17 protein-coding genes are annotated in these 17006 nt (G+C 66.9%); 8 read left to right on the plus strand and 9 right to left on the minus strand.

The genetic code is table 11. The features are described 5' to 3' along the window. The first annotated feature begins 11 nt into the window (after positions 1 to 11). On the plus strand, positions 12 to 2246 hold the full coding sequence (locus tag EAF64_RS01120; protein ID WP_227738850.1) for a DUF2298 domain-containing protein: 2235 nt from the start codon (positions 12 to 14) through the stop codon (positions 2244 to 2246). 33 nt (positions 2247 to 2279) lie between these two features. Here EAF64_RS01120 and EAF64_RS20695 read toward each other — a convergent pair whose 3' ends face one another. The 3 genes from EAF64_RS20695 to EAF64_RS01135 form a co-directional block, all read right to left on the minus strand. Next, positions 2280 to 3239, minus strand: coding sequence for a hypothetical protein (locus EAF64_RS20695; RefSeq protein WP_193767533.1), 960 nt, complete (start codon positions 3237 to 3239; stop codon positions 2280 to 2282). A gap of 187 nt (positions 3240 to 3426) precedes the next feature. Then, entirely contained in the window at positions 3427 to 3831 is a 405-nt protein-coding gene (locus tag EAF64_RS01130) for a TlpA family protein disulfide reductase (protein ID WP_129067139.1), read from the minus strand. 62 nt (positions 3832 to 3893) lie between these two features. Next, positions 3894 to 4328 (minus strand): DUF488 domain-containing protein, encoded by a 435-nt coding sequence (locus EAF64_RS01135; protein ID WP_227738851.1) that lies wholly within the window; start codon positions 4326 to 4328, stop codon positions 3894 to 3896. 115 nt (positions 4329 to 4443) lie between these two features. On the opposite strand from EAF64_RS01135, the gene EAF64_RS01140 reads away from it, so the two are divergent. Then, positions 4444 to 5445: a PLP-dependent cysteine synthase family protein gene (locus tag EAF64_RS01140; protein WP_129067141.1), complete on the plus strand. Its 1002-nt coding sequence runs from the start codon at positions 4444 to 4446 to the stop codon at positions 5443 to 5445. 372 nt (positions 5446 to 5817) lie between these two features. After that, positions 5818 to 6765: a hypothetical protein gene (locus EAF64_RS01145; protein WP_129067142.1), complete on the plus strand. Its 948-nt coding sequence runs from the start codon at positions 5818 to 5820 to the stop codon at positions 6763 to 6765. A gap of 141 nt (positions 6766 to 6906) precedes the next feature. On the opposite strand, the gene EAF64_RS01150 is transcribed toward EAF64_RS01145, so the two are convergent. Beyond that, positions 6907 to 8520 (minus strand): sodium:solute symporter family transporter, encoded by a 1614-nt coding sequence (locus EAF64_RS01150; protein WP_129067143.1) that lies wholly within the window; start codon positions 8518 to 8520, stop codon positions 6907 to 6909. A gap of 3 nt (positions 8521 to 8523) precedes the next feature. Beyond that, positions 8524 to 8727 (minus strand): hypothetical protein, encoded by a 204-nt coding sequence (locus tag EAF64_RS01155; protein ID WP_129067144.1) that lies wholly within the window; start codon positions 8725 to 8727, stop codon positions 8524 to 8526. Between the two features lie 164 nt (positions 8728 to 8891). On the opposite strand from EAF64_RS01155, the gene EAF64_RS01160 reads away from it, so the two are divergent. Further along, positions 8892 to 9614: a helix-turn-helix domain-containing protein gene (locus tag EAF64_RS01160; RefSeq protein WP_129067145.1), complete on the plus strand. Its 723-nt coding sequence runs from the start codon at positions 8892 to 8894 to the stop codon at positions 9612 to 9614. 14 nt (positions 9615 to 9628) lie between these two features. On the opposite strand, the gene EAF64_RS01165 is transcribed toward EAF64_RS01160, so the two are convergent. Continuing rightward, on the minus strand, positions 9629 to 10198 hold the full coding sequence (locus EAF64_RS01165; protein ID WP_129067146.1) for a DUF5804 family protein: 570 nt from the start codon (positions 10196 to 10198) through the stop codon (positions 9629 to 9631). A 129-nt stretch (positions 10199 to 10327) separates the two neighbouring features. Here EAF64_RS01165 and EAF64_RS01170 point away from each other — a divergent pair, with 129 nt between their 5' ends. Then, positions 10328 to 11869, plus strand: a complete 1542-nt coding sequence (locus EAF64_RS01170) for an RAD55 family ATPase (RefSeq protein ID WP_129067147.1) — start codon at positions 10328 to 10330, stop codon at positions 11867 to 11869. Between the two features lies 1 nt (position 11870). Next, positions 11871 to 12443: a DUF7504 family protein gene (locus EAF64_RS01175; RefSeq protein WP_129067148.1), complete on the plus strand. Its 573-nt coding sequence runs from the start codon at positions 11871 to 11873 to the stop codon at positions 12441 to 12443. Here EAF64_RS01175 and EAF64_RS01180 read toward each other — a convergent pair. Then, a complete protein-coding gene (locus EAF64_RS01180; protein WP_129067149.1) occupies positions 12440 to 13642 on the minus strand; it encodes a methionine adenosyltransferase in 1203 nt (400 codons plus the stop codon). The genes EAF64_RS01175 and EAF64_RS01180 overlap by 4 nt on opposite strands. 65 nt (positions 13643 to 13707) lie before the next feature. Next, entirely contained in the window at positions 13708 to 14256 is a 549-nt protein-coding gene (cyaB, locus tag EAF64_RS01185; RefSeq protein WP_129067150.1) for a class IV adenylate cyclase, read from the minus strand. Between the two features lie 113 nt (positions 14257 to 14369). Between cyaB and EAF64_RS01190 the strand changes: the two genes are divergently transcribed. After that, a complete protein-coding gene (locus EAF64_RS01190) occupies positions 14370 to 15359 on the plus strand; it encodes an FKBP-type peptidyl-prolyl cis-trans isomerase (RefSeq protein ID WP_129067151.1) in 990 nt (329 codons plus the stop codon). Positions 15360 to 15518: 159 nt separating this feature from the next. Continuing rightward, positions 15519 to 16349, plus strand: a complete 831-nt coding sequence (locus EAF64_RS01195; protein WP_129067152.1) for a bacteriorhodopsin — start codon at positions 15519 to 15521, stop codon at positions 16347 to 16349. 9 nt (positions 16350 to 16358) lie between these two features. On the opposite strand, the gene EAF64_RS01200 is transcribed toward EAF64_RS01195, so the two are convergent. After that, positions 16359 to 16988 carry an RAD55 family ATPase gene (locus EAF64_RS01200; protein WP_129067153.1) on the minus strand — a complete coding sequence of 210 codons (630 nt, stop codon included), beginning with the start codon at positions 16986 to 16988 and terminating at the stop codon, positions 16359 to 16361. Between the last annotated feature and the right edge of the window lie 18 nt (positions 16989 to 17006).

Consider the following 17006-nt stretch of genomic DNA (forward strand, 5'->3'; position numbering starts at 1 on the left):
CCCGAGAACGGGTGATTCCCCTCGATGCCGTCGTCGGCTGGCTGGTCGTCTGCCTCGTCCTCGGGCTGGCCGGTGGGCTGATGGCGCTCGGACCGCTCGCGAGCCTCGGCCGCTACGCGCCGGCGTTCGGCCTCCCCGCGGCGCTGTTCGTGGTCGGTAGCGTCGCCCTCTGGATCGGCCACCGCTCGATCACGGCCGGGCTCGTGGCCGGCCTCGCAGTGCTGGGACTGGCCACCGTCGTCACGGCCCGCCGGACGGACTGGCGCGACCGGTTCCGGGCCGGCCTGGCCGCCTACGGCCTCTTCGTGCTCGCGTTCTGTTTCATGCTCGCGCTCCGTGCCTTCGACCCGGCCGTCGACCCGGCGAGCGGGGAGAAGTTCCTCGATTTCGGGTTGCTCCGAGCACACCTCCGGGCGACGGCCCTGCCGGCCGAAGACACGTGGTTCGCCGGCGAACCGTTCAGCTACTACTACGGCGGGCAGTTCACGGCTTCGCTCCTGGCGCGACTCGCCGATACACCGGCACGGTTCGCCTACAACCTCTCGCTGGCCACCTTCTACGCGAGTCTCGTGACGGCCGCCTACGGGCTGGCGGGCGCGATCGGTCGGCGCTGGGACGCCGGTCACGCCGCCGCGCTCGCCGGCGTCTTCTTCGTCGGGTTCGCGAGCAACCTGTCACCGGTCGTTCGCCTGCTGTCGAGCCCCGTCGACGGGTCGCCCGCCGCGGCGGTCGCGGGGCTCGACTACTGGCCGGCCAGTCGCGTCGTGCCCGGGATGATAACCGAGTTCCCGCTCTTCGCGTATCTCAACGGCGACGTGCACGCGCACATGCTCGCGGCGCCGTTCTCGCTTTTGACCGTCGCCTGCCTTTACGCCTACTTCGGGACGCCCGACGAGCGCCGTCGATACCGACAGGGGGTCGTATTCGGCCTCGTCCCGTCCATCGCGGGCTTCGTCACCGTCGCCCACGCCTGGTCGTTCCCGATCCTCCTCGGCATCGTCTGGCTGACGCTGTACTTCGCTCCCGCGTCGCCGGTGTCGCTCGGGTTCGACCGATTTCGCGGGTCGATTCCCACCTCCGGCGACGCTCCAGTCGTCGGGTTCCTCGGGGACGGCCGCGCGCTCGCCGCGACGGTGGCGACCGGGATCGTGGCGCTCCTGGCTGTGGGGTGGTCGCTCCCGTTCTGGTCGGTCTCTGCGACGACCGGACTCTCCATCGCGGTCGTCACGACCCGTAGCCCACTGGGATCGCTCCTCCTCGTTCACGGCCCCTTTCTCGCCGTCCTGGTCCCGTACCTGCTGGTCCGGTTGACGCCTGAGACGGGCGTCCGCACGAGTGCCGGCATCGTCGTTGCCGCAGTGGCGATGGTGAACTACCTGCTCTCGGGCTTTGCCGGCGTGGTCGTGTTCGCCATCCTCGTGCTGGTCGCCTGGTTCGTCCTCCAGCGCGCCCGCCGCCCCGACGCGGACGCGGCGGTCGGCTACGAGGGGGTCCTCGCGCTCGCCGGGTTCGGGCTAGTCGTCCTCGTGGAACTCGTCTACCTGAACGAGCCGACCAGGATCGGCCGCGTGAACACCTTCTTCAAGACCTACGCCGAGGTCTGGTTGCTGTTCGGCATCGCCGCCGCCGTCGTGGTCGGCCGCGTCCTCGCCGACGGCGACGGCGTCTCGCTCCCCGGGATCGGTGGGTTCGATCTCCGCCCGGTCGCCGTGGCACTACTGGTCCTCTCGACCGGCATCTACGGGGTCGCCGCCGTGATCGAGTGGACCGACGGGGACGACGAACCGCACAACAGCGTCGATAACCCGACGCTGGACGCGCTGTCGTTCGCTCGAGACCGGTACCCAGAACGGATGGCCGCGATTTCGTGGCTCGACGAGCGGTCGGGAACGCCGACGCTGTTGAGCGCGCCCGGGTCGGGGATCGGCCCGGACTACTACTGGGTCAACGCCCCGTCGAGTCTGACCGGCGTCCCGACCGTCGCCGGGTGGGCACACGAGGTCGGTTTCCGCGACCCCGACGCTTACTGGCGACGGGTCGAGGACGTAGGCGTCGTGTTCGACGGGAGTCGCTCGGATCGCCACCGCCTCCTCGACCGCTACGGTGTCCGGTACGTCTACTACGGCCCCGAGGAACGCACGCGGTACGGCACCGACCGGTTCGACGGCGATCCCGCCACGGAACCCGTCTTCGAGAACGACGCCGTGACGATCTACCGCGTGAACCAGTCGACGCTCCGGTACTGATCCGCGTCACTGCGGTCCGACGACCGCGCCCTCTCAGTCCCACCAGTCGTCGTCATCGTCGTCCGCATCGTCGTCCTCCCACCAGCCCCCATCGTCTTCCTCGTCGGCTTCCTCACCGTCGTCGTCGGCTTCGTCGTCCCCGTCGTTCTCGTCCGCGTTCCGGTCTTCGTCGTCCTCGTCACCCCACTCCTCGCGTTTCTGCTCCCAGTAGTCCTCGTGATCCCGGTGGTCGAAGATGCTCTTGAAGAAGTTCGCCTCCTCGTCCATCCACAGTTCGTGTCGCTCGGGGTCGTCGAGTGGACCCGAGAGGAGTTCCCACGTCTCGACCTCCCCCTCGTACTCTTCGCCGTACAGTTCGGCGTCCTCGTTGAACGCCGGGTCGATCCGGAAGTAGAGGTCGTCGTCGAGCGGGCCGTACGCCCCGCCGTCGTTGCGGCCGCCGGCCCAGGTCCAGTGGACGGTCTGGAGCAGACCCTCCGTCTCCCACTGGTCGAAGTTGCTCGGCGCGTCGTACTCGTCGTCCTGGACGATCCAGGAGCCGTCTTTCGGCAGGCCGAGGAACGTGAACGACGCCGCCCCGCCGTCGTTGTCGCCCGTCCACTTCTCGTGGACGATCACCAGGCTCAGGTCCCCCTCCGGTCCCTCGTAGAGAAAGAGCGTGCAGGTGTCCTCGCGCTGGAGGGGCTTCGTCCCCACCGAACTGTAGTGAGTCCGGTCCCATCCGTACAGCTCTTCGACCGGGATCGACCCCTTCAGCGGCGTGATCTCGACGAGTTTCTTCTCGAAGAACCACCGCTTTTGCAGGCAGTAGTAGGTCGTGTCGGATTTCCCGTCCGCCACCTCGTCGAGGTCCGGAGCGTCGTGGTCCTTACAGCCTGCGACCGCGACCCCGGTCGAGGCGAGCGCCCCTGCCCCCGCCGCGACGCCACTGATGAACTGCCGTCTGTCGAATCCCACGTTCGTGTTCCGGCGCATCGTGTCGGTGTCTCTCACTTACGTCCTTGGTTATACTTCGAATAGGACAGGTCAGTTATCGTGTACTCCCTGCTCCGGAGACAGGGGACGGTGAGTAGGACGTTCCTACCGGGTCCGGAGCCGGTGCTAACCTGTGGCTACCGGTTCGTTCAGGATTGACTGCGACGTGGTTGCGGGTCGCGTCCGAGTCGGCTATCGAGGGCGTTCAGGCCGCCGTCTCGATGTCCGCGAGGTCGTCGGCCAGTGCGACCGCGATTGGGACCTCCGCGTCCTCGACGAACCGGGCGAGTTCCTCGCCCGTCTCCGTGTCCTCGACGACGACCGTCGGGATGTACTCGATGCCGTACTCGTCGACGCCAGGGCCGGTCTTGGAGCCGTCGTCTTCCTTCTCGGTCGGGTAGTGTTCGATCCGGTCCGCGGAGACGTCCGCCGCCTCCAGCGCCGCGCCGAAAGCGGGAAGCTGTGATCGGCAATCCTTGCACCAGTCGCCGCCCCAGACGTTGAAGACCACGCTTTCGTCGAGTCCGCGCAGGGTCTCGACCGTCTCCTCGTAGGAGTCCTCGTCCCAGACCGGGTCCGGTTCCATCGTCGTGAGTCGTCCGTCGCTCATACTTCCCGCAACGCGGTCGGCGGCCTTAACCGGTGTGTTCCCGACAGCCGAGCGGGAAGTCGTCACAGGCGCGCCTCGAGCAGGCCGACCAGCACGCGTCGGTGACACCGCTTGTCCTCACCCTCGAAACAGACGAGGACGACGGTTTCGCCGTCGCGAACCCGCTCGGCGAGGTCGTCGAGTGCGGCCTGTGCGTCGGGGGACTCCCGGACGTGATCGCGGTACCGCGCCTCGAATCCCACCTCGTCCCAGGCAGCGTTGTGCGCGCCCTCGTCGCAGAGCCCCTGCATCTTCAGGTCCTCGTGTCGCCGTTTCGTCTCCTCCAGCAGGGCCGCCGGCGGCCCCAGCGCCGGCCGGTTCTCGTCGACAGCGCCGTGGAACCAGCCCGTCGGCTGGCGGACGACGCCGACGAGTGCGGCGTCCTCGAAATCCACCAGGTCGTGCTGGAGGGCGGCGACGTACGTTTCCGCGACCTCGCCGGCGTCGGCCCGTTCCACGGTCGAGTGTCGAGTGGCTGTGAGCAAAAAACACGGGGTGCGGGGGGTGTCGGCGACCGAGGCACGCACTGCCGGCGGCAGTGGGCACTTAACCCGGGGTGGCATAGCCGGCGACATGCACGCGTCGATTCTGGAGACCATCGGGTCGCCGCTGGTACAGGTCAAGTCCCCGCCTGGGGCGACCGTCGCCGCGAAGATCGAGTCGAAGAACCCGGGTGGCTCGGCCAAGGATCGCCCCGCGCTGGCGATGGTTGAGGCCGCCGAGGCCACCGGCGAGATCGAACCCGGCGACCACCTCGTCGAGCCCACGAGCGGCAACACCGGCATCGGCCTCTCGCTGGTCGCCGCCGCCAAAGGGTACGACATCACAATCGTCATGCCCGCCTCGAAGTCGGAGGAGCGACGCAACATCATGCAGGCCTACGGCGCGAACCTCGAACTCGTCGAGGGCGAGATGGACGCGGCCAAGGATCGAGCCGACCGCCTCGAAGCCGAAGAGGGGATGGTCCAGCTCCGGCAGTTCGAGAACCCCGCCAACCCGGAGGCCCACTACCGGACGACCGGTCCGGAAATTCTGGACCAGCTGGGCGACCGGACCCCCGACGCCTTCGTCGCCGGCGTCGGCACCGGGGGCACCCTCTCGGGAACGGCGCGCCGCCTGCTGGAGGCGTTTCCCGACATGGAGGTCGTCGCCGTCGAGCCCGAGGACAACGCCGTCCTCTCGACCGGCGAATCGGGCTCGGACGACTTCCAGGGCATGGGTCCGGGGTTCGTCAGCGACAACCTCGACACCGACCTGCTCGACTCGGTCGAGACCGTCGGCATCGACGCCGCGGAGGCGGAGTGTCGTCGTCTCGCCCGTGAGGAAGGGATCCTGGTCGGCCAGTCCTCCGGCGGCACCAACGTCGTCGCCCGCCGCGTGGCCGAGCGTCTGTCCGACCCCGACGCCGACTGCCCGCCCTCCCCCGACGCTGGTGGTCCAGGCCCGGGAATCGTGATGGACGGCGACGGCCCCGCCGACCCCGCGAGTGACGAGTTCACCGACTGCCCGCTCGTCCTCACCGCCTTCTGGGACTCCGGCGAGCGGTACATGTCGACCGGGATGTTCGAAGACTAATTTTTACGTCTGCGGGTGTCCTTCGCACACCCCCGTCTGCCCACGGGCCTGTAGCGCCCGTTCGCCTGGTTTGCGGGACCTGCGGTCTCGCTCGACTCGGCAAATTCAGTGCGAAGACTACCTCTGCGCTCGGCATCACCTCGGGCGGAGCGAACCGGCCCGCTCCGCGCGCCGGATGCGCGCACACTCCGAGTCCCAACGGACCGATCGACCGTCTCCGCCACTCGCCACTGATTCGACCTGTCGGTGGCGATAAATCTACGAATTGCAAATCATAAGTAGCTCGTTCCTGACTGACTAGTACGAGCGGCCGTGGTGGGCGCGGGTCACCTGGGTGGGATCGATCACAGTCCGTCACGGTCACGACCGACTATGACAGGGAAATCGGCCATCGAGGGCACGGAGTCACCGATACCGGTTGCGGTCCTGTGCTGTCTGCTGGTCGCGGTTCCCGTCGCGGGAGTCGCGGGGGGACTACCCGCGGCCCAGGCGACCGATCACGCGACGCCAGCGACGGCCAGTGTCGGCGTCGGCGGGGTGTCACTCGGCGCGGTCCCGCTCGCCGGTCAGACGAACGAGTCCTCGGTCGACGACACCGACGCTGGAACCGGGAACGACAGCGACGGCGACGAATCGAGCGTCGACGCGAACCGGACCGAGAACACGACCAGCGAGAACGAGACAGCCGACGACGAGTCGGCCGAGGAGGGAACGACCGAGGGGCCCCCGTCGATCGAGTCCTACACCGCGACCGTCGAGGGGACGAACCGCACCGTCCGGGTAGAGAGGTCGGACCGACTGCGTCGGATCGCAGTCGGCGTCTACGATATCGAGGGCGGCGTGGTGGCCGAGCGTGCGTCGCACTTCGTCGTCGGGACGGAGTACGTGACGACGTTCGAGTTCTCTGCGGGCACCTACCGGAGCAGCCTGATCGACGCGAAGAGTCACGACCGGCAAGTCGAGGATCCGACGAGCCACTACGCCGTCGTCACCGTCTCCGATGCCGCGACGAACAGAACCACGACGCCGGAATCGTCGCCGACCGAGACACCGACGACGGTCGCCACGGAACGCCCGACGACTTCGGCCATGACGCCGACGAGCGCGTCCTCGGCGACGGAGACGAAGCAAGAGACGCGACGAACCGTGGGGACGACGCCGCCGGCGACGGAGGCGGCTCCAGCCGACGACCCAGGTCCCCAGCCCCGACCCCGGACGCAGGGGGCGCTGTTCGGTTCACCGCTGTTACAGAGCGTCCTCACGCTGGCCACCGCCACGGTTCTGACCCTGCTCAGCGTCGTGTTGTGGGTCCGAGGCTGAGGCTGTTCGTCGCCGCCGAACCCATCTTCGACGACCCGCACCAGCCTGGCAGAAATCAGACGGATCGTCGGGACCGGTTCGGACGGCATCCCCGAGCGCTCCCAGTGCCGGGCCGACTCGGCGGAGCGGGCACCGGAATCGTCAGTCGTCGCTCTCGCTGGATCGCCCGCCGTCGGCGGCGATGCCGACCGAGTCCCCGGACCTGCCCTGCAGGCGACCGATGTCGAGCACGGCCTGGACGCTGTCGTCGAGGTCGCCGTACTCGCTGGTGTTGGTGACCAGCGAGACGGCGACGAACACCGTGACGGCGATGACCGTCGCCAGTTGCCCGCCCAGCAGGCCCCACGGAATCGTCAGCGGCGTGTACTGGGGTGCGTACGCGAACACGAGCGTGAAGACGAGGCCGGCGGTGCCGCCCCAGAGCGCCCCCTCGGCCGTCGCACCCTTCCAGTTGTATCCGATGGCGACACACGGGAAGACGACGGACGCGAAGATAGCCCAGCCCGCGGCCCCGAGGACGAAGATCAGGCCCGGGAAGGTCGCGGCGATGAGGCCGGCACCGACGAGTAAGGCGGCGGTCGCGCCCCGCCCCCAGAGGACCTGCTTCCGGTCCGAGAGTTCCGTCCCCCGGTACTCCATGAGGTAGTCGTGGACGATGGCGGAGGCGCCGACGTTCAGGAAGGCGTTACTGGTCGACATGATGGCCGCGATGATCGAGGTGAGGACGAACGCCGTCACCGCGGCGGGGGCGTACTCGATCAGCGCCAGCGGGAGCGCCGTGTCCGGGGTCGGCAGCGACCCGCCGAACTGGCCGCGGGCGACGGCCGCGCGCATCACCGGCCCGACCCACCAGTACAGCGACGTGAGGAGGTAGCCGGTCCCCGAGATGAGTGCGCCCCACTTCAGGACGGAGACGCGTTTGGTCATGTAGAACTTCGTGATGGCGTGGGGCTGGCCGGCCACCGTGAGGCCGATGATCGCCATCGAGACGAGAAAGCCGATCGTCGCCAGTCCCTCGCCGCCCAGGAGCGTCAGGTTCAGAAACCCCGGATCGCTGGTCTGGAGGGTCCCGACCATGCCGTCGAACCCGCCCGGGAAGTTGGTGAACACGTAGTAGGTCGTCAGCAGGGCCCCGACGATCATCATGGCTCCCTGAATCGCGTCCGACCAGATCGCCGCCAGAATGCCGCCGATCACGGTGTAGAATCCGAGCACGACCAGCCCGAGGATCAGCGCCTCGAAGAAGCCGACGGGCAGTACGAGTGCCCCGATGATCCCGAGCGCGGCGTACTGTGAGGCCAGATAGCCCATCGAACCGAGAAAGACCGTCGTCGCCCCCAGCAGCCGAACCCGGTCGTCCTCGTAGCGATAGTACATGGCGTCGGGGACGGTGATGGCGTTGCGCACGTCCCCGAGCAGGCGCATCTTCCGGCCCAGCAACCAGTAGGCGATCACGAACCCCAGTATCACGGCCGTCATCGCGACGATGATGAAATCGAAGCCGACCTCGAAGGCCGACCCCGGGAACCCGACGATCCCCCACCCCGACTGGATCGAGGCGAAAATCGACAGTGCGATCACGAAGATGCCGGCGCTGCGGCCGGCCACGAAGTAGTCCTCCTGGTCGTGCTGGTACCGGCTGGCGACCAGTCCGATCCCGACCATCAACAGCGAGAAGCCGACGATGAACACGACCGCCAGATCGCTGCTGTACTGGACCGGGAGTTCGCCGCCCCAGCTCTGGAGTACCTGCATCGGTCAGTTCCTCCCGGGCTGTGGCTGCCTCGACTCCCCCTCGTTGCTAGCGGGTTCGTCGCCGGTGTCGGGTTCCGATTCGGCGACCGAGCCGACGCCCTCGAATCGCAGCCCGAGGTAGAGGGCCGAGAGCAGGAAGACGACGATCCCTGCGAGAACCAGCTCGACGATCGGACTCTGGAGCCCAAGCAGTGAGGCGACCACCATCTATCTCACCTCCCGCAGTACGACCGGTCCGTCCGCTGGCAGTGCGTGCATGGTTTATACGTCCACGCTGGCGGCGATAGGGTTGGCCCTTAACATGTAAAGCCGCCACAGAAGCGCTACAAGAACTATAATCGCGGCCGTGGAGAGGGGAACGCTCCCACGCCATGCTCGAGTACACACTGGATATGGAGCAGTACGACTGCCCGTTCATCGACGTGAGCGCCGACTTCGACGTCCGGTTCGCGGCGTTCCAGTGGGAGTTCGATCAAAACGAGCGGGAACTGGAGACGCGAATGACCGTGGATGGAGCCGACGAGGCGGCGCTGGCGAACGGTCTCGACGCGCTTCGGGCTCACGATCGGCTCCGGACCTGTCACCTGCTCGCCCGACACGACGACCGGGCGCAGGTCCGGACCCGCATCGGCGAGACCGAGGCGATGTCCGTGATTCGCGAGCACGACGGCTACGTCACGGGCCCGTTCCGCGTCGCCGACGGCAGCGAGCGCTGGCACGTCGGCTTCGACGACGGCTCGGTCGCCTCGGACGCACTCACCGCGCTCGACGACGACAACGAGTTCACCGTCCGGAACCGAGAGCGGCTCGGGGCCGACGACGTCCCGAGGGAGGCCCTGGACTGCGACCCGGTCCACGAACTCGTCGACGAGTCCCTCTCGCTCTCGGCAGTCGAGCGCCGGACCCTCGAACGCGCCGTCCGGGACGGGTACTTCGACGTCCCCCGGGGGACGACGCTCGGCGAGATCGCGGGGTCGTTCGACGTGTCCAAACCAGCCGCCTCCGAGAACCTCCGGCGGAGCCAGCGAAAAGTCCTCCAGCGGGTCGTCTCGCTGATCGAGTTCCTCGACTCGCCGGCACCGGGCCCGGAATAGCGGGTCCGGCCCGCTTACCGCTGTTTCTCGCCGCCGAACTCGTCTTCGGTCACTCTGACGACGAGCGTGTCCGAGACCTCGCGCAGGTCGTACTCGGGGAGTTCCGGTCCGGTCCGGGCGGCGTACATCGGCTCGACTAGTGCGGGGGCCGTCTCGACGGTCGCGTCGTCGGACCCGTCGCCTTCCTCGGTGTCGGTGGACTCGTCGGTCGACACCGCGTCCGGTGGACCGTCGTCTCGCCGGTCGGACTCGTACTCGACGCCGTAGACCTCGAGGAAGCGTTCGGTCTCGTCGGCGGACAGGTCGTCGTCGCGGACGGCCGCCGCCAGGTCCCGCGAGAGCCACTCGGTCTCGCTGACGCTGGGTTCGCGGACGAACGCGTCGCGTGTGAACCGGACGAGATACCAGTTCAGGTCGTTCAGGAGGGCGACGGCTGCGCCGAGGCTCACCGTCTCGACGGCGACGGTGTTCTCGAACGGTTCCCGCAGGTCGTACGTCGCGAGGGCGTTGCGGGCCGTCTCACGCGAGAGCAACTCGTACCGGAGGTTCACCTCCGGATCGCCGACGAGACAGACCTGCGTCATACTCGCCGCAACAGGGCCGCGAGGCAAAGCGGTTTCGGCTCCCCGGCCGTCGCCACCGACACGGTGTGTCGAATCGACCCGCACTCACTTACGACTGGCCTCCGTACCCGTGACAAGTTCGATCCCCCCATGAGTCAGGAGCCGACAGTCGAATCCAGCGACGATGGCCTGCGAAAGGTCCCCTCGGGGAGCGTCGTTCTGGACGAAATCCTCCAGGGCGGGCTCCCGAAGAACCGGTCGGTCCTCGTCTCGGGCGGTCCCGGGACCGGCAAGTCGACGCTGGCGATGCAGTTCCTCCAGCGCGGACTCGACGCCGGCGACGACTGTCTGTTCGTCAGCACGGAACAGACCACCGACGAGTTACGGGACACGTTCGACGGCTACACGTTCGACCTCGACCACAGGGACCTCACGCTCACCACGATCCACGCCACGACGGGCTACACGCTGGAGGGTGAAGAGGAAGAACTGACACTGAAGACGCTCGAAGGTGGGGATTCCGTCAGCGACGGCTACTCCGCGCCCTTCGAGTCCCAGTACATCGTCAAACACCTCGAACAGTTCGCGCCGGTCGACCGGGTGGTGCTGGACAGCGTCTCCGGGCTGTCGGCGATGGGCGACGACTACGACCGCTACCGGCGGGCCGTCCTCGATCTCATCAGGCTATTCTCCGACGAGTTCGAGGCGACGACCGTCCTGACGGCCGAAGAGAGCGGTCTCGGCACCGACGCGGGCGAGGCCACTGTCGCCGTCTCCGACTCGATCCAGTACAACACTCACGGCGTCGTCCGCCTGTGGCGAGAGAACATCGAGGGCGACTACCACCGCTTCCTGGAGGTGATGAAGATGCGCGGCGTCGACCACGACACCCGGGTCTTCCAGACGGACTTCGACGACGACGGCGTCAGGCTGATCCCCCGGATGCGGACCCACCCCGGGGAGTTCGTCCCAGAGGACTTCATGGCGAGCGGGATCGGCGGACTCGACGCCCTGCTGGGTGGCGGCATCGTCCTCGGCGGGACGATGCTGCTCGAACACGACGGACAGGCCAGCCCCCACTCGATCATCACGAACCTGATGCGAGCGGCGGTCGACAACGACATGGCCATCACGCTGGTCCCGCCCGTGGAGTTGCCGCCAAAGCGGCTGGAAGCGATCATCGACCGGGACGTGGGCGACATGGACGAGATGCTCGCGAACGACGAACTCTTCCTGATCGACTACCCGAACATCTGGCGGAACACCCGCCGGAACGTGTTCAAACCGCGCGAACACGAGGACGAGGACGCCGAGCACGTCTTCGAGATCATCGACGAGCGCCGGGGTGACAGCGCCATGTTCAGCGCGATCAACGTCGAGGCTCAGATCCCGGTAACGGACGACGACGAACTGAAACGGATACGATTCTGGGAGGAGGAGAACCTGATGCAGGCCGCCGACACGTCGCTGTACTTTTTCAACCCCGGCACGATGGCGGACGAGCTCGCCGAATTCTACAAGAACAGCGCCTGGCAGGTCCTCCGGACGTGGATCAACGACAAGGGACTCCAGTATCTCAAACTGAAGAAGTCGCCCGCCGGGTTCCTCGGCTCGACGCGACTGGTCGAGTACACCGAGGACAAACCGTACATGCGCATCCAGCGCCCGCCACGGGCCGACGAGGGGAACTGAGATGAGCAAACACACACCCGCAAAAGCCGGGAACCTGCTCGTGATGGCGCCGGCGATGAGCGACGACAAGGCTGAGCAGTGCCACGATCTGCTCTCGGGACAGGCGCCGGAGTCCGTCGACCTGGTGCGGATCGTCTACCACCGCTCGCCCGACCGCCTGGTCGACGAGTGGGCCGACCGGGTCGGCGACCCGCCGGCCAACACCGTCATCGTGAGCGTCGACGACCGCGCTCAGTCCGGGTCCATCGGTGGTCAGACGCTGTCCGGCGAGGCCGACGGCACCGTCGAAGTCCTCGCGGCCAATCCCAACGACCTCACGGGTCTGGGGATGGAGTTGAACAACGCCCTGACGGCACTGTCGGAGACGGACAACGAGGTGTACGTCTGCTTCGACTCGGTGACGGCGATGCTCCAGTTCGTCGACACCGAGAGCGCCTACAAGTTCCTGCACATGCTGACGGGACAGTTCCACAAGGTCGACGCGGTCGCCCACTTCCACCTCGACCCGACGGCCCACGACGAGCGGACGATCAGTCGCATCAAGACGACGTTCGACGATATGGTCGAACTCTAGAAGGTCGAGAGGTCGCCCTCGATGGCCCGCTCGGTGATCGAGGTCACGTTCGCCAGTCGTTCGTCGACGATGGCAGTCACCTCGTCCTCGATGTCGGCGACCGAGACGCCGTCTTCGGTGACGACGTGGGCGTCGGCGACGTGGGGCTGGTCGATGGGTCGCCCGATCTGACTGAGCAGGCGGATCTGGAGTTCGCGGATGCCGTCGACCTCCTCGACGACGGCCTCGGCCACGTCCGTCGAGAGCAGGTTGTAGATCTTCCCGATGTGGTTGACGGCGTTTTTCCCGCTCGTGGCCTCCATGCTCATCGGACGGTTGGGCGTGATGAGCCCGTTCGCGCGGTTGCCCCGGCCGACCGAGCCGTCGTCGCCCATCTCGGCGGACGTGCCGGTACAGGTCAGGTAGATCGCCCCGTCCTCGTAATCGTCGGCGGTGTTGACGTGCACGGTCACGGAGCGGTCGGTGATCGACCGGGCGAGGTCGCCGACGTACTCCCGAACGCCCTCGACTGCATCCCGGTAGGCGTCGAGGTCGTCGACGTACTCGTCGATCATCGCGACGGCGACGGTCACGTCCACGTGGTCGCCCTCGCGTTTGCCCATTACCTTCACGTCCGGCCCCACCTCGGGGTTGTCGTCGGCGTACTCGCCGTTGAGCCGCCGTTCGGTCTCGTAGACGATCCGCTCGGTCTCGGTCAGGGGCGCGTGGCCGACCCCGAAGCTCGTGTCGTTGGCCATCGGGACTGCGCCGTCCTCACCGAACACTTCCTGCAGGTCACCACTGCCCTCGCCGAGTTTCACGTCGACGACGACGTCTCGACCCACGTCGAGTTGCGGAATCTCCTCGTTGAGGTACTCGCGGGCGGCCTCCAGCGCGATGGTCTCGGCCGGAATCTTCGTGCCCTCGTACTCCTTGGTCGCGCGGCCGACGATCAGCAGGTAGATCGGCTCCTGGATCTCCCCGCCGCCGAACGCCGGCGCGGCGCTGCCTGCGACCAGTTGCGTCTCGTCGGTGTTGTAGTGGAGCGGCTTGCCGACCCGTTCGAGGTAGGCCTGCGCGAGCGCCTGCGAGACGCGCTCTGCCACGCCGTCACAGATCGAGTCCGGATGCCCGATCCCCTTGCGCTCGACGATCTCTACTTCCTGATCTTCGACAGCGAGCCGGTTGGTCGGCTCGACGCGAATGTTCCGCTCGGTCATTACCCGTGCCTTGGCAGGTGGGGATGCTATAACTTCCGGAAATGTCGAGGCTGACAGAATTACCGTCAAGCATCCCCGTCGGCGAGCAGCATGCCGAGGTAGGAAGTTCGGATGCCGTCGTCGGGGTCCAGGTCGAGCGATTCAAGGAGGTCCTGGGCGGCCTCGCGCTCGGCGGGCACGTCGGCCTCGCGCCCGCACTCCGTTTCGACCTCGACGAACTCCCCTACGCCGACGACCGAATCCAGCGTGACAGTGAACTCGTCGACCTGAAATCGTGTGCGTTCCTTCTCCACTGTTGCGGCCGGCGAGAAGCCCAGCGACTCGAAGATGGCCTGCACGCGGTCGCGATGGGCCACTTCGGACTCGATCTCCTCGCGGGTCTTTGACTCGGCCTCGACCAGCGGTCCCTTGTAGGTCAGCTCGGTTATCGCTCCGTCCGCGTCCCGTTCCTCGCGCAGTCGCAGTGCCTCGTCGGTCGCCGCGAAGTCGCGATGGGGCGCGTCGAAGTAGGTGTCGATCTGCTCGACGGTACCCAGCGGGTCGGCGTCCAGATCGGCCAGTCGCTCCCGGACAGCCTCGTGGTCGGCGCGGACCTTGACCTCCACCTCGTACATACCTCCCGATTCGCGGGGCGGGACTAAAGCATCCGGATTCCGGCCGGTCGCCCCCCGTCGACGGCCAAGGTCGAAACGTTGTGCTTATAGGCGTAACCCATGACCTTCAGGGTATGAGTGACGAAGCCGAGGCCGACGAGGCCGAACAGGCCGATGACGTAGCAGACAGCGAGGAGACAGCCGAATCCGAACAGTCCGGGCTCCAGGCGGGCGACTTCGTGGAACTGGACTACACCGCCCGCACGGTCGAGGAGGGCACCATCGTCGACACGACCCGTCCCGAGGTCGCCGAGGAGGAGGGCCTGGACGAGGAAGGCCGCGAGTTCGAGCCCCGCACGCTCGTGCTGGGCGAGGGCTTCCTCTTCGAGGCCGTCGAGGACGACATCATCGGCGGCGAGGTCGGTCAGAGCGACACCGTCGAGATCGCCGCCGAAGAGGCGTTCGGCGAGTTCGACGAGGACGACGTGCGCACCGTCTCAGTCAACAAGATCCCCGAAGACGACCAGTACCCCGGCGCGCAGGTCCAGATCGACGGCCAGCAGGGCCGCGTCGAGACCCTCGTCGGCGGCCGCGCCCGCGTCGACTTCAACCACCCGCTGGCCGGCGAGGACATCGAGTACGACTACGAGGTCGTCGGGCAGGTCGCGGACCAGCTCGAACAGGCCCGCAGCCTCTTCGACATGTACCTCGGCATGGAGCTGGAGATGTGGATCCAGACCGACGAGGTCGAGGAAGAGGAACTCGTCCAGCCCGACGAGGAGGAGAGTGACGAGGACGAAGAGCCCGAACCCGAGACCGAGGTCGTCGAGGTCGAGAAGGAGACCCTCTACATCGAGGCCAACCCCCAGCTCAGCATGAACCAGCAGTGGATGATGCAGAAACAGCAGATCTGCCAGCAGGTCACCGACCTGCTCGGTCTCGACCGCGTGATCATCCAGGAGATCATCGACGGCTCCGGGATGGGCATGGGCATGGGCGGCATGATGGGCGGCATGGGCGGTGCCGGCGAGGGCGACATCGAGGAAGCCCTCGAGGACGCCGACGTCGACGCCGACGAGATCATGGAAGAGATCGAAGGCGCAGCCGAAGACGCCAACGAGTAACGCCGCCGACGGTTCGATCGTCGGGACGTCGTTCGTTCTCGGAGTACTGACTGGTTGGGGGTCCGTTTTTTCCGGATCCCAGGCGTAGCCGTTGTAGGGACGGGTCGCAGTGGCCGGTTTTGAGCCACCTCGCGGCCGGGTCCCGAAATCATCATACACATGATTACGGAAGCCACTGGAGACGCGTCGGCGCTCGCAGCGCCCGTCTTGCAGACGAACGGCGTCGAGATACTTCGGAACGACACGGTACTGAGCGCGTCGCTGTGGGTCAACGTGGCCCTCGCCGGCCTCGCGATCTTGCTGTTCGTCTACATGGGCCGCAACGTAGACACACCGCGGGCACGGCTGATATGGGTATCGACACTCCTGGTGCCGCTGGTCTCGCTGGCCAGTTACACGGCCCTGCTGTCGGGGCTTACCGTCGGGACCCTGGAGATGCCCGCAGGACACGCCCTGGCTGGCCAGGAGGTGTTCTCCCCGTGGGGACGATACCTGACCTGGACGTTCTCGACACCGATGATCCTCCTGGCGCTCGGCCTGCTCGCGGGCACGGATACGGCGAAACTGTTCACGGCTATCACGATGGACGTGGGGATGTGTGTGACGGGGCTGGCCGCCGCGCTCGTCTCCCAGTCGTACCTGCTTCGCTGGGCGTTCTACGGAATCAGTTCGGCCTTCTTCGTGGCCGTGCTCTACGTGCTGCTGGTCGAGTGGCCAGACGACGCCGCACGAGCCGGCACGGCCGAGATATTCGGGACGCTGAAACTCTTGACCGTGGTGCTGTGGCTCGGGTACCCGATCCTCTGGGCGCTCGGTATCGAAGGGTTCGCCCTGATCGACGCGGGCGTCACGTCGTGGGGGTACTCCGTGCTGGATATCCTCGCGAAGTACGTGTTCGCGTTCCTGCTCCTGCGTTGGGTCGCAGGCAACGAAGACGTGGTCGCGTCGACCCCGGACGGAGCCACGGCGTCGGCTGCCGCCGACGACTGAGGATCAGGATCAGGCGATATCCCGAGACGTGTCGATGGAGACCTCTTCGACGAGGTCGAGTTTGATCACGTCGGCGGGCGCGCGGCCACCCCGGAACTTCGGGATGGCTAACCGGTTCTCCACGTCGTCGCCGTTGGTGCCGGTCTCGAGCTGGAAGATCACGTCGGCGAAGTGTTCGGTCGAATCCCGGAGGCGTGGAATCTGGTGGCCGGTCAGGCAGTGCAGGACCGCCAGCGAGCCGGTGTTGAAGATGTGGTTCTGGAGGTCGTTCATGAAGTTGCGGAACCGCGAGGGCGGTTCCTGTGTCTCCAGGACGTTCACCGGGTCGATGATGAGGTTCGAGGTCTCCGGGAGCGCGGAGACGAGTTTGCCGGCGTTGTCCAGCGGCGCTTCCCCGGGAATGTGCCGGACGGTCGGGTCGCCGGTCTCGGTCGGGGAGTTGCGGATGCTGTCGGAGACGGCTTCCTCGGAACGGTCGAGCGACAGGTACAGCGTGCCCCGCGTCGCGGTCAACTCGTAGAGAAATAGCTCGGCCTGGCTCGCCGGGTCGGCACAGAGCGCGACGATGCTGCCGGCCGGGATACCACCGTTGAGCTTCCGGTCGAGAACGTCGATCCCGGTCCGGAGCCGATTCTCCATGTCAGTACGAGACAAGCG

The organism is Halorientalis pallida (genome assembly GCF_004118325.1).
Taxonomy (GTDB): Archaea; Halobacteriota; Halobacteria; order Halobacteriales; family Haloarculaceae; genus Halorientalis; species Halorientalis pallida.